The following is a 13,385-nucleotide window of genomic DNA, read 5'->3' as shown; positions in this document are numbered from 1 at the left end:
CGCCATGCCGGCAGGAGACGCCCTACCGCCCGCCACCGCGCTGCGCTCCGGCTCCCCGCCGGCCCTCCGCCAGGCGGCCCCCCGGCCCGCTGCCGAGGTACTGGCATGGAGCCGGAGCCTGGTCGACCCCGCGCTGCGCGAAGCGGTGGACGACATGCCCGGCTCCATGCGCGACATCGCCGCGTTCCACTTCGGCTGGCTCGACGAGGGCGGCCGCCCGGCCGAGGGGTCGGGCGGCAAGGCCATCCGCCCGGCCCTGACCCTGCTGACCGCCGAGGCCGTCGGCGGGACGGCGGCCGCGGCCCTGCCCGCCGCCGTCGCCGTGGAACTGGCGCACAACTTCTCCCTGCTCCACGACGACGTCATGGACGGCGACGTCACCCGCCGGCACCGTCCGACCGCGTGGAGCGTCTTCGGGATCAACGCCGCGATCCTCGCCGGCGACGCCCTGCTGGCCGCCGCCTTCGAGACACTCGCCAACGGCCGCGCCCCAGCCGCCGGCGTCCGCGTCCTGAGCCGCGCCATCCTGGAACTGGTCGAAGGCCAAAGCGCCGACATCTCCTTCGAGGACCGCTCCGACGTCTCGCTCACCGAATGCCTGACCATGGCGAGCCGCAAAACCGCCGCCCTCCTCGGCGGCGCCTGCGCGCTCGGCGCCGTCCACGGCGGAGGCGACGCCGACCAGATCGCCCACTTCCGCGAGTTCGGCGAACGCCTCGGCCTGGCGTTCCAACTCGTCGACGACCTCCTGGGCATCTGGGGCGACCCCGCCGTCACCGGCAAACCCGTCCACTCCGACCTGCGCAACCACAAGAAGTCCCTCCCAGTGGTAGCCGCCCTCACCTCCCGCACCCCAGCGGGCGACGAACTGGCCGCCCTCTACCTACGCGACACCCCCCTCACCGGCGACGAACCCGCCCGAGCCGCCGCCCTCATCGACGCGGCAGGCGGCCGCTCCTGGGCAACCACCCAGGCCGACGACCTCCTAACCGAAGCCCTGACCGAACTAGACGCCGCCGCCCCCACCCCCACAGCCGCCACCGAACTCCAAGCCCTAGCCAACCTGGTAACCCGGCGGAGTAGTTAATTGCATTGCCCTCGGCGTCAGGCGCTAGCGCGCCTTCCTTCAACGGGCAATGCGGCGATCGCTGTGTCCATTGCATCGCCCTCGGCGTCAGGCGTTGCACGCCTTCCTTCAACGGGCGCTGCGGCGATCGCTGCATCGCTTCGTCTCGCCTGGCGGCTCGCTGCGCGATCAGGTTCTTGCTTCGCTCGAACCTGGCTTCGCACGCGATCGCAACGTTGAGGTTGTTGACGCTTGCGGCAACTACCTACTTGTGCCGCAGGGTGCACGCCTTCTCTGACGGGCTGCGGCGGGCGGGCGGTCCCGAATGGCTGAGGTCAGCGAGCTGCGCGCCGCCGGACCATCGTTCGGCGGTCTGCACGCGGCCCCCGCAGAGATCGTGTCCGGCCCACCCTTATAGGCGGTCTTCTACGAGGGACGCGGCCTCTCCGTCCGTCCACGGCGTGATCCCCTGCGCCCGCTGCGCCTGCCGCGTGCGCTGCGTGCGTTGCGTGCGCCGTCCCTGGTTACGTTCGTGGCCGTCCTGTCGGGGGCCGCCTCGGCCGCATCCGCGCCGCCCTCGCCCCCGGGTAAGTCGGTTGATCTTGGCAAGTTTCCCTATTGACCCAGCCGCCTGGATCAACTGGTCTAGACCAGGAGTCCCGATCTAGGAGGCGGCATGAGGCCCGGCAGGCGTTCCCTGGTGTCCACCATCACGATCGCGGCCCTTGGGCTGGCGCTGGCGCCGGCCGCGCAGGCGCAGGATCGGCAGGCGCCCCCACGGGCCCGGGGCTGCGATCCGGACGCCTACCTGGGGCGCATGACCGATGCCGAGAAGGTCGGGCAGATGGTCATGGCGGTCACCCACGACGGGCCGGACGGCATGCCCAACGAGGAGACCCGCCGCTCCCTCCAGGATCTGAAGATCGGCTCGGTCATCACCTCGGAGCCGCGCACACCGGGGCTCGCCGCCCGCTACTCCAACCAGATCCAGCGGTGGGCGCAGGACACACCGCAGCGTCTGCCGCTGCTCGTATCGGGCGACTTCGAGTTCGGGACGACCCACAACGTCCGGGAGGGCACCACGCCGCTCCCCAACGCGATGGGACTCGGCGCGGCCCGCGACCCCCGGCTCGCGCGGGAGGCTGCGGCCATCACCGCCGCCGAGGCGCGCTCGATGGGCTTCCACTGGAACTTCGCGCCCGACGCCGACGTCAACACCAACCCCCTCAACCCGATCATCGGCGTCCGCTCGTTCGGCGAGCGGACGGACCTCGTCCAGCAGCTCGTCGAGAACCAGGTCCGCGCGTACCGCGGGGCGGGCGTCATCGCCACGCCCAAGCACTTCCCCGGCCACGGCGACACCAAGACCGACAGCCACCTCGGCCTGCCCGCCGTCGACTACGACCGGGCGACGCTGGACCGCGTCCACCTGCCCCCGTTCCGCGGCGCCATCGCCGCCGGGGCCGACTCGATCATGACCGCGCACGTCGTCGTGAAGGCCATCGATCCGGAACTGCCCGCCACGCTGTCGCCCAAGCTCCTGACCGGCGTCCTCCGGAACGAACTGGGCTTCAAGGGCCTCATCGTCACCGACGCCATGGACATGGACGCGATCGCCAAGAACTGGGGCACCCGCGAAGCCACCGTGATGGCAGTCAAGGCCGGCGCGGACGTCATCATGTCGACGGGCGAGTACTCCACGCACGTGGACGCGGTGGGCGCGCTGCTCGACGCGCTTCGCAAGGGTGAGCTCACCCAGGCGCGGGTGGACGAGTCCGTGCGGCGCGTACTGGCGCTCAAGTGCAAGTACGGCGCGTTCGACCACCGGTACGTCAGCCCGGCGGCGGCGGAGCGCGTGTCCGGCAACCCCGGATTCCAGCGCCGTGCCCTCGCGATGGGCGTCGCCGCGACCACCCTCGTCCGCAACGAGAACGGCATGCTCCCGTTCGACGCCGCATCCCCGGCGCGCACCTTCATCGCGGGCGTCACGCAGGTCGAGCCGTTCGCACAGGCTGTGGACGACGCCTCACGCGGCCCGGTGACACGCTGGCAGTCCGCGACCACCGACCCGACCGACGCCGAGATCGCCGAGGCCGTCCGCCGCGCCGGAGAAGCCGACCGCGTCCTCGTCACGACCTACTCCTCGGGCGCGCTCCCGGCCGGCCAGGCAAGGCTCGTCCGCGCCCTGCAAGCCACCGGCAAGCCCGTCGCGGCCCTCGCCATCGGCCTCCCGTACGACATCGGCTCCTACCCGGGCGTAAAGGCATACGTCGCCACCTACGGAACCACCGCCCGAGCCCAGCGCATCGACCTGACCATGCACAAGGCCGCGGCCGAGGTCATCTTCGGCCGCCAGCCGGGCGGACGCCTCCCCGTCACCATCGCCGGCCTCTACCCCTACGGACACGGCCTCCACTACTGACGGCCCCTCCTGGAAGGAACAAGGCCCCACCTCCTGGGGCCATACGCCACTACCGCGCAGGGCGTATGCCCCCCGTCCGACCTGCTCCGAAAGTCGGAGAGCCGGCACCGCCCACGGCTCGATGCGCCTGTCAGTGCCATGCGCGATGGTGACGTTAGGCCAAAACGGGCAATGGTGCCGTACGGCAAGGTGACCAGGAGGACATCATGGAACGCCAGGCTCGCGTCAGGATCCGCAAGCGCCCCACCGTCCGCCGCCCGCGAAACCTCGATCTAGACCTAAGAACCCCATCCGGCCGCGCTCTAGCGTATTAGAGGGTTTTATTGCAGTGCCCTTGGCGTCAGGCGTTGCGCGCCTTCCTTCGGCGGGCACTGCGGCGATCGCTGTGTTTGTTGCAGTGCCCTCGGCGTCAGGCGCTAGAGCGCCTTCCTTCAACGGGCACTGCGGCGATCGCTGCATCGCTTCGACTCGCCTAGGGGCTCGCTGCGCGATCAGGTTCTCGCACGCTCGAACCTGGCTTCGCACGCGATCGCAACGTTGAGGGCTGTCGTCGGCAGAGGCTACTACCCTCCACCTGCGGCAATGCCTTCAGCGCCAGGCGGCAGCACGCCCTCCGCCGACGGGCACCACGGCGACCGTAACGCTGAGTTGACGGGGGTGGAACGCGTCGCCTGGGCGGAGGCGGTGCGTGGCTCGGCCACGGCCAGGGCCACGCGCACCTTCCGCACCCGGTTGGCCGCGGGAGGGAAGCCTGCCCGCAAGAGGATGGCGACCCTCGGGGCGGTCTATGGCGCAGTCCCGCACCGGCCAGGCCGTGGGTGCCTGGACGCCCAAGCCGCCCCTGAATATTGGCGCTCCCACCTCGCACGCGAACACCGGAAGAACCTACGTCGGTGCGTCTGGCCCGTGCCTACGCTTGTCGCTGAATCCCTGGGCGACCGGTGTTTCGCGCCGCAGGATCGGATCATGAAAGCCTCCTACGACGAGATCGCGGACTGGTACGAGAACGAGTTCTTGGCCTCCAGCCGGATCGGCGACCCGATCGGGATCGACCGCTGCCTGCGTGCGTTGCTGGGTCAGGGATCGGGTATCTGCCTGGAGATCGGCTGCGGCACCGGCGTGCACGCCGATCTTGTGCGCTCGCTGGGCTGGAGTCCGGTTGGGGTTGACCTGTCGGCGGGCATGCTTGGGTATGCCAACGGGCGGCTGCCCATCGTGCAGGGTGCCGCCGAGCGCCTGCCGATCGCCTCCGGGACGGTGCCGGCGGTGATCTCTGTGATGGTCCACACCGACATGCCTGGATACCCGGCGGTGTTGCGCGAGGCGGCCAGGGTGCTGCGGCCCGACGGCGTCTTGGTGCATGTCGGCGTCCATCCGTGCTTCTGCGGAGGCTTCGCCGACCGCACCGATCCGGCGGCGGTGGTGATCAAACCAGGCTATGTGGACGGCCACTGGACCAAGGCGTCATGGACCACCCGGGGCCTGCGCAACCGCGTGGGCTCTTCGCACTGGCCGTTGCCGGACCTGCTCGGCGCCTTCCTGCGGGCGGGGCTGACACTGGAAGCCTTCACCGAAGGTGGCACGCCGGTACCGGCTGTGCTGGCAGTCAAGGCGCGCCGCGCTTCTCGTGATCGTCCACATCAGTCGTCGAGGTAACCGCGCGGACGTCCACGAACCTGCGGCTCAGATGCTTCCTATAGAGGAACCGCTCGCGGAGGACCGTCCCCACACGTCGGATCCACCACATCTCGCACTCGACCCAAGATGACGTGGGACGACGGACGGCCTGGGCGCCCCCGCTGATGCGGGGGCCCGGTCGGGAACCCCGTTCGATCAACAGGCCCTAGTGACGGACCGGATAGATGAGGTGAAGGGCGCGTCGCCCCTGGACGACGACCGGATCGTCGAGTAGCAGGTGCCCGCCCTCGATCTTCGAGAAGTACGGGATCCCCTCACCGAACAGCACCGGTACGAGGCTGACGCACACCTCGTCCACCAGGCCAAGGGCGAGTGCCTGCTGCGTCACGTTCGCGCTGGCGATCGTGACGTTCTTGTCGCCGGCGATCTGTTTCGCCCGATTGATCGCCGCCTCGACCCCGTCGACGAACGTCGTTGTCGGCCACTTCTCCTCGGCATCCGCCGGCGGGCGGTGAGTGACCACGACAACGGGTGCGCCGGCCGGGTGCTTGTCGTTCCAACCGTCGGCGATGTCGAACAGGCGCCGGCCGGCGATGAGCGCGCCGGTGTCCTCGGTCAGATCTCGCAAATACCCCGCACTGGCATCATCGACGTTGAACGAGATCTCCTCGTTGGGGTTCGGCACGGTCACGTCTCCGGCGCCGTACCAGTCGAACAGCTCACCGGGCATGTCATCCGGTTGTGCGATGTATCCGTCCAACGACATCGTCATGTGGCTGAAGATCTTGCCCATTACGCGGTCCCCTCTGCTTATCGCTCGGCCCGGCGGCTCCCGGCCTGTCATCTCGGAGGTAGACCGGTTCGGACAGCAGAACTCATCGCACCCAGTCAAACGATGCCGCCCGTGGCTGTGTTTGTTGCAGTGCCCTTGGCGTCGGGCCTTGGCGGCCCTCCTTCGGCGGGCACTGCGGCGATCGCTGTGTTTGTTGCAGTGCCCTTGGCGTCGGGCCTTGGCGGCCCTCCTTCGGCGGGCACTGCGGCGATCGCTGCATCGCTTCGACTCGCCCAGGGGCTCGCTGCGCGATCAGGTTCTTGCTTCGCTCGAACCTGGCTTCGCACGCGATCGCAACGCTGAGGCTGTCGACGCATGAGGCGACTACCTTCTTGCTCGCGGTGCCCCACAGCGACGAGCGCTAGTGCGCCTTCCTTCGGCGGGTGGGGCGCGCGATCGCAGCGATCGGTGTGATCTGGGATCTACGATCTCTCGGGTCCGGTCGTGCGGATGGGGTGGTCGGACGATGCGCTGATCGCGTCGTGGACGTTGGTCTGCGTGGACGGGGTCACCTGTGGGGATAGGACGGGTGCGGTCCGCTTGGGTTCGTGGTGCCACTGCGCGCGCACGCCGTACCACCGGGGAGGCGGGTGCCGCGACGGTGTCCGGGCGGTGCGGTGAGGCTGGTGGCCGCCAGCCCTCGGCGGTGGGATGAGGCGGCCGTCGGCTTGCCGTACCCGGAGGCCGATCTGCGGGTGCCGGGGCCGCCGCTGGGGGTCGAGGGGTGCTGATCGGGTCGTATCTGGGGTGGTGTGCGACGTCCCAGGGGCGTGATCGGCCGGTGGTGCGCCGGTCGGTTCCTGTGCTCCGGAAGCCGCTCGTCGTCCGAGGCGGTAGCGACGGCGCCGCAGTAGGGCAGGTGGTCCGGTCGCGCGTTGGTGGGCTATGCGGCTTGGCGCAGGGCGGCTAGGAGGGCTGTGGTGGCCGGCGGGTCGGGCGGCTCGCCGTAGGTGGCCGCGTAGACCCGGCGGGTCGACGCGGGTACCTCGGTGGCCTCGATGCCGGGGCCGCGGTGGGCGCGAAGCGCCAGGCCCGGCACGGTGGTAACGCCCAGCCCGGCCGCTACCAGGGACTGCATCACTACCATGTCGTCGGTGCTGTAGGTGATGTTCGGCGTGAACCCGGCCTGGGCGCACAGCTCCAGCAGGTGGCCGCGGCAGCGCTCACAGCCGGCGATCCAGCGCGCGTCGCGGTGCGCCGCCAGGGTCTGGTTTCCGGACGGACCGGGGGTGACCAGGTAGGTGGGGTCGTCGAGCAGGTGGTGCAGCCGGATCCCGGGCTCCTCCGACGGCGACTCGTCATAGCGGAAAACGATCGCGACGTCGGCTTTGCCCGCGCGCAGCAGCCGCAGCGCCTCAGGCGGGTGTGTGTCGGTGAGGCTCAGTTCCAGACCCGGGTGGGTGTCGGCGAGCGCGGTGGCGGCCGCCGGGGCCAGGGTGCTCATCGCCGAAGAGAAGCCGGCGAGTCGCACCTTGCCCGCGCTCAGGCCGATGTGGGCCGACAGCTCCGCCGCAGCGGCGTCGACCCGGCCGATGATCTCCAGGGCGCGTTCGGCCAGCAGTTCGCCGGTTGGCGTGAGCCGGACTCCGCGGCCGACGCGCTGCAGCAGCGTGGCGCCGGTTTCCGCCTCCAGCCGGGCGATGTGGTGGCTCACCGACGGCTGCGTATAGTGCAGGTCCTTGGCCGCTGCGGTGATCGAGCCGGTCCGGGCGACGGCGGTGAGCACGCGCAGGCGGACGAGGTCCAACATATTCACCTCATCTATGGGTTTCAACAATCATAGGCATTGGACGTAATGAGTCGAGGGCCACAGGCTAGGGCACATGGAAACCTCGATCCTGACCTTCGCCCTCGCGGCGCTCGTGCTGATCATGATTCCGGGGCCGGACCAGGCACTCATCACCCGCAGCACGCTCGTCGGGGGCCGCGCGTCCGGGTTGCTGACGACGGTCGGCGGCGTGGCCGGGCTGACGGTGCACGCCGGTGCCGCCGCGATCGGGCTGTCCGCGCTGCTGCTCGCCTCGGCGACCGCCTTTGCCGCTCTGAAGATCGTCGGAGCCGCGTACCTGCTGTGGATGGCCGTCCAGACCCTGCGCTCGGCCGCCCGCTCACGCCGCGAGCCGGAGGAGGCGCCGGTCGAGCGGGCACGGTGGCGGCCAGCGACCGCGCTGTGGCAGGGCTTCCTGAGCAACGCGCTGAACCCGAAGGTGGCGCTGTTCTTCGTGACGTTCCTGCCGCAGTTCCTGTCGGCGGGCCCCGAGCCCGGCCGGGCACTGCTGCTGTCGGCCGTGTTCGCGTTGCTCTACCTGAGTTGGTTCGGCCTGTACGTCGCCGCGGTCGACGGGTTCGGACGGCTGCTTCGCCGACCTCGCGTGAAGGCGGCGATCGAACGCGTCACCGGCGTCCTGCTGATCGCGTTCGCGGTCAAGATGGCGACCGCCCACCAGACCACCTGACCCGCCTGCGGGCCGCAGCGAAAGATCTTGCGGCCAGGCACGACATCCATCAATGGGAAGGAACGCCGACCATGCAGCCGAACGAGATCACTGAGGTCCTGAACCGTCCGATCAGCCAGGAACTCCTGGCCCGCGATCTGACCCGCCTGGCTTACGTCGCCAAGGATGGCACGCCGCGGAACGTGCCGATCGGGTTCACCTGGAACGGCTCCGAGGTCGTCATGTGCACCGCGACGAACGCCCCGAAGCTCACGTCCCTCCGCCACAACCCGGCGGTCGCCCTGACGATCGACACCGAGGTGCACCCGCCCAAGATCCTGCTCATCCGGGGGCAGGCCGAACTGGACGTCGTCGACGGCATCCCGGACGAGTACCTCCAGATGAACGGCACCTACACGATGACGGCCGAACAGCGCGTCGAGTGGGAGGCCGGGGTCCGCTCGCTCTACAAGAGCATGGTCCGCATCGTCGTGACGCCGACCTGGGCAAAGCTGATCGACTTCGAGACGACCCTGCCGAGCGCGGTCGAGGAACTGATCCGGCAGCAGAACGAACGCCAGAGCAATTGAGCGACACCACCCATGGGACCGTCCGCTCAACGCGCTCTTAGGGCCAGCGGTATTCCGTACCGTCCGCTGGGACGTGGTGGGGGAGGTAGCACTTGGTCGTGACGTGCTCGTCTCGGCAGTCAAGACACAGGTAGGTCCGGTGGCCACGGAGGCCCCGCCCGCGGTCGGCGCATGGTGGGCATACGCAAGGCGACCACCCGACGATGACGCGCCCGGCTTCGAGGCGGTGGCCGTGGGGGCACAGGAACGGCACATGTTCGCGGGTGATCCCCGCCCGGTTGGCCTGCACGGCTCGATACCCTACTCGAACACACGATCGATGAACGTCGCTGGGCAGCGGTCGCGACGTGCCACCAATCCGCCCAGCGCACACACTTCGACGGCGGGGCCGGGGACGGGCCAGCCGCGGCGAGTCCAATCAGAACCTCGACCAGCAGGTCGCTGCTCCGGGTGGTCGCCCGGGACCGTCCCCCCACGCCCGCAACACCCATTACGGAAGGCGCGTAACCCCCTGAGGGCCGAGCGCGCTGCAATAGGCAGGCGCTTGCCTCAAGCGTCGACAACCTCAAACGTTGCGATCGCGTGCGAAGCCAGGTTCGAGCGAAGCAAGAACCTGATCGCGCAGCGAGCCGCTAGGCGAGTCGGAGCGATGCAGCGATCGCCGCATTGCCCGTTGAAGGAAGGCGCGCTAGCGCCTGACGCCGAGGGCAATGCAATAAACTCAGCCCTTGATCTGTGTCCAGGCTTGGGCCCACTTTGAGTAGTCGATGCACTTGGAGCCACGGTCGTCGCCGCAGTCTTTTACGGGTGTGCGCCAGAAGGCGAGGCGTTCGTAGAAGGCGGGGTCGCCGACGTGGTAGGTCGCGCAGAATCCCTTGGCCGTGTACGCGCATGCCTTGGGGTTCGCGGGGGCTTCGCCGAACCACTGGGCGACCTGGGCCTGCACGCGGGGCTGGGTGATCCAGCTCATCCACTTGTACATGCAGTGAGGATGCTGGGCCTTGGACGAGATCATCCATGTGTCGGACCAGCCGGTGGCGCCTTCGGCCGGGATCGTGGTCGCGACCGGGGATTTCTGCGCCAGGGCCAGGTTCGCGGTCATCTGCCAGGCCGTCCCGGCGTAGTTGTCGGCGCTCTTGAAGGACTGGAGTTCGTCGAGGTAGTTCGCCCAGTACTGGTTGACGTTCGGCCGCTGCTGCTTGAGCAGGGCGATGGCGGCGTCGAACTGCTTCTGGTCCAGCGCGTAGACGTCGTCGATCTTCAGTTCGGGACGGTGTGTCTTGAGGTAGAGCGCGGCGTCCGCGATGTAGATGGGCGAGTCGTAGGCGACCACGTGCCCGGCGGCGGGGGAGTTCTTGTCCCACACCACGCTCCAGGACGTGGGGCGCTGCTGGAGCTTGTCGGTGCGGTACATCAGCATGTTCGCGCCGTAGCCGTGCGGGACGCCGTACATCTGGCCCTTGACGGAGTTGTACGGCTGGTTCTTCAGGAACTTGGCGATGTCGTCGTAGCCGCTGAGCAGTCCGGTGTTGACCGGCGCGACCGTCCCGCCGTAGATGAGCCGCAGGGTCGCGTCGCCTGAGGCGGACACGCCGTCGTACCGGCCTGTCTTCATCAGGGCGACCATCGAGTCGGACGTGTCGGCGACCTTCGTTTCGACCCGGCAGCCGGTCGCTCGGGTGAACGGGGTGACCCAGTCGACCCTCCGGTCGTTCGACCCGTTCTCGGCGTAGCCGGCCCACACGACGAGGTCGAGGCGGCCCTCGCCCTGGCCGACGTCCTGCTGCATCGGGACGGCGGGCGGGGTGGCAGGCTCGTCCTTCTCGCCGCTGCATCCGGCCATCGCAGCCGCCAGCGCGAGCGCGCCCGCCGCGGCCGCGAGCCGCGAGCGTTCTCGTGGGACGGGCGGTGCCGGTCGCCTGCGTGCCGCGGGGGACGTCCCTGGGTCCGGTGTACGAGCCATCACGCTGGGAGATGGTAGGGGTATTTTCGGTCGAACGTGCACACATAATGTGATGAGTTGGAAACTGTCGACACACGGTTCCGGTCGTTACTAGGCTCTCCTGCGTTCCGCGCAAGCCCTCCGTCGATCGAAAGTTCAGCCGAAGTGCCAAACCGAGGCCGCCCCATGGACTCAGCCGCCGGGCACCGGCGGGCCGGTCCGAAGGCCGCGCGATTCCGTTCCATCCGCTTCAAGGTCATCCTCATGGTCACCGTGTCGGTGGTCTCGCTCGGCGTCCTGTGGGCGTTCGCCGCGAGCATCGCTCTCGGAGAGGGGCTCAACCTCCGGCACGTCAAGACCGTCCAGGACCACTACGGCTATCCGTCCGGCGCGCTGGGCAGCTCCCTGCAGGCCGAGCGCCGGCTGTCGATGGTCTACCTCGGCAGCCGCGCCGAGGGCGACCGCGCCTCGATGGAGTCCGGGCGCCTGGTCACCGACCGGCAGGCCGAGCTGTTCCGCGCCCTCGCCAGGAACGCCGGTGCCCGCGGCGTGGCGCCCGGCCAGGCGCGCCGGCTCGCCGACAAGATCATCGGTGGGCTGGACGCGCTGAGCGCCGGCCGCCGCGCCATCGACTCGGGCGCGGCGAACCGGTCCCGGGCGTTCGCCGAGTACACCGCGCTGCTGGCCGACATCGGGTCGCTGCAGGGCTCGCTCGCCACGCTCGACAACTCCGAGGTCGCGAAGGACGCCCGGAACCAGGCGTCGCTGACGCGGGCCCGCGAGACGCTCGCGCAGGAGGACGCGCTGCTCGCCGGGGCGCTCGCCGCCGGCCGGATGAGCCCGGCCGAGCACGCCCAGTTCGTCAAGCTCGTCGGGACGCAGCGCTCGCTGTACGGATTCTCGGCCGCCGAGCTGCGCGTGTCCGACCAGGACTACTACCAGCGCGTCGTCGGTATGCCGGAGTACGCCCGGCTGCGGCTGCTGGAGGACCGCTTCGTCGGGTCCGCGCGCCTGGTCAGGTCCTCCGGGACGGCCGGGGTGCTGTGGAAGACCACCGCCGACTCCAACCTCACCCGGCTGCGCGGCCTGGAGCTCGCGGTGTCCGCGGGCGCCGAGAAGCGCGCCGAGCCGATCTCCGACGGCATCATCACGCGCGTCGTGCTGGCGGGCGCGCTCGGCCTGGTCGCCGTGGTCGCGTCCCTGGTCATCGCGGTGTGGGTCGCCCGCTCGGTCATCCGCGAGCTGGCCCGGCTGCGCCGCGAGGCGATCGACCTGGCCGACGTCCGGCTGCCCGGCGTGATCCGGCGGCTGCGGCGCGGCGAGGAGGTCGACGTGGCGGCCGAGGCGCCGCCGCTGGCGTTCGGCACCCGCGAGATCGACCAGGTCGGCGAGGCGTTCAACGCCGCCCGGCGGACCGCGATCCAGGGCGCGGTCGAGGAGGCGACGCTGCGCCGCAACGTCAGCGACGTGTTCGTCAACCTCGCCCGACGCAGCCAGACGCTGCTGCACCGCCAGCTCAAGCTGCTGGACGCGATGGAGCGCCGCATCGAGGTCCCCGACGACCTGGAGGACCTGTTCCGCGTCGACCACCTCGCCACCCGCATGCGTCGGCACGCCGAGGGCCTGATCATCCTGTCCGGGCAGCCGCCCGGCCGCGGCTGGCGCAGCCCCGTCGCGATCGTGGACGTGGCGCGCGCCGCCGCATCCGAGGTCGAGGACTACACGCGGGTCAACGTCGCGCCGATGACCCGGGCCGCGATCGTCGGCCCCGCCGTCGCCGACGTCATCCACCTGCTCGCCGAGCTGATCGAGAACGCCACCGCGTTCTCCCCGCCGCACACCACCGTCCAGGTGCAGGGGCAGGCCGTCTCGCACGGCTTCACGCTGGAGGTGGAGGACCGCGGCCTCAGCATGGACGAGCCGAGCCTCGCCGCCGCCAACGAGCGGCTCGCCACCGCCGCCGAGTTCGACCTGTCCGACAGCGCGCAGCTCGGCCTGTTCGTCGTCGGACGCCTCGCGCGCCGGCACGGCATCAAGGTCACGCTGCGCACGTCCCCGTACGGCGGCATGACCGCGATCGTCCTGCTACCGGAGGACCTCGTCGTCCGCGGCGACGCCGGGGAACTGGAGGGCGCCGCCTCGCGCGCGCTCACGACCCGCCGCGCCGAGGACGCGCTCGTCCCCGTTGGCGCGATCATGGGCGGCCCGCAGCACCACCAGCACCCGCAGCACCCGGCTGGGCTCGGTCCCGGGCGGCCGGAGGACCGCTATGGGCAGGAGGCGTACGGGCAGGGGGGTGGCTCGGTGCTTCAGCTTCCGGCCGGACGGCATGCCGCGGCGCCCCAGCCTCAGCCCGGTGCTGCGCAGCCGCCTTCCCCGAGCCCGGCGCCGGGCATGGCGGCCGGGCCCGCCGGAGTGGGCGGCGGGACCGGCGGAGTGGGCGGCGGCTCGGGCGGAGTC

At 70.2% G+C, this 13,385-nt stretch carries 9 protein-coding genes; 6 read left to right on the top strand and 3 right to left on the bottom strand.

Going from position 1 to position 13,385, the window contains the following annotated elements; all coding sequences use genetic code 11:
* Positions 1-4 precede the first annotated feature (4 nt).
* The 3 genes from E1298_RS16370 to E1298_RS16360 all read left to right on the top strand — a co-directional run bounded on the left by E1298_RS16370 (position 5) and on the right by E1298_RS16360 (position 5,144).
* Positions 5-1,087: a family 2 encapsulin nanocompartment cargo protein polyprenyl transferase gene (locus E1298_RS16370; RefSeq protein WP_131894059.1), complete on the top strand. Its 1,083-nt coding sequence runs from the start codon at positions 5-7 to the stop codon at positions 1,085-1,087.
* 655 nt (positions 1,088-1,742) lie between these two features.
* Positions 1,743-3,488, top strand: a complete 1,746-nt coding sequence (locus E1298_RS16365; RefSeq protein WP_131894057.1) for a glycoside hydrolase family 3 protein — start codon at positions 1,743-1,745, stop codon at positions 3,486-3,488.
* 966 nt (positions 3,489-4,454) lie between these two features.
* Positions 4,455-5,144 (top strand): class I SAM-dependent methyltransferase, encoded by a 690-nt coding sequence (locus E1298_RS16360; RefSeq protein ID WP_131894055.1) that lies wholly within the window; start codon positions 4,455-4,457, stop codon positions 5,142-5,144.
* Positions 5,145-5,331: 187 nt separating this feature from the next.
* Here the strand turns inward: E1298_RS16360 and E1298_RS16355 are convergent, their stop codons facing one another.
* A complete protein-coding gene (locus E1298_RS16355) occupies positions 5,332-5,919 on the bottom strand; it encodes a dihydrofolate reductase family protein (RefSeq protein WP_131894053.1) in 588 nt (195 codons plus the stop codon).
* Positions 5,920-6,841: 922 nt separating this feature from the next.
* Positions 6,842-7,708 carry a LysR family transcriptional regulator gene (locus E1298_RS16350; protein WP_131894051.1) on the bottom strand — a complete coding sequence of 289 codons (867 nt, stop codon included), beginning with the start codon at positions 7,706-7,708 and terminating at the stop codon, positions 6,842-6,844.
* A gap of 73 nt (positions 7,709-7,781) precedes the next feature.
* Between E1298_RS16350 and E1298_RS16345 the strand changes: the two genes are divergently transcribed.
* Complete coding sequence (locus E1298_RS16345) at positions 7,782-8,414, top strand: LysE family translocator (protein ID WP_165975490.1); 633 nt, start codon at positions 7,782-7,784, stop codon at positions 8,412-8,414.
* Positions 8,415-8,485: 71 nt separating this feature from the next.
* Positions 8,486-8,983, top strand: a complete 498-nt coding sequence (locus E1298_RS16340; protein WP_131894049.1) for a pyridoxamine 5'-phosphate oxidase family protein — start codon at positions 8,486-8,488, stop codon at positions 8,981-8,983.
* Between the two features lie 721 nt (positions 8,984-9,704).
* On the opposite strand, the gene E1298_RS16335 is transcribed toward E1298_RS16340, so the two are convergent.
* On the bottom strand, positions 9,705-10,946 hold the full coding sequence (locus E1298_RS16335) for an extracellular solute-binding protein (RefSeq protein ID WP_207944660.1): 1,242 nt from the start codon (positions 10,944-10,946) through the stop codon (positions 9,705-9,707).
* Positions 10,947-11,111: 165 nt separating this feature from the next.
* On the opposite strand from E1298_RS16335, the gene E1298_RS16330 reads away from it, so the two are divergent.
* The coding region (locus E1298_RS16330; protein ID WP_131894047.1) for a sensor histidine kinase at positions 11,112-13,385 on the top strand (2,274 nt) is incomplete at its 3' end.

The organism is Actinomadura rubrisoli (assembly GCF_004349215.1).
Taxonomy (GTDB): domain Bacteria; phylum Actinomycetota; class Actinomycetes; order Streptosporangiales; family Streptosporangiaceae; genus Spirillospora; species Spirillospora rubrisoli.
The sequence above is the reverse complement of the archived record's forward strand: the minus strand, read 5'-3'. Positions and strand labels throughout refer to the sequence as shown.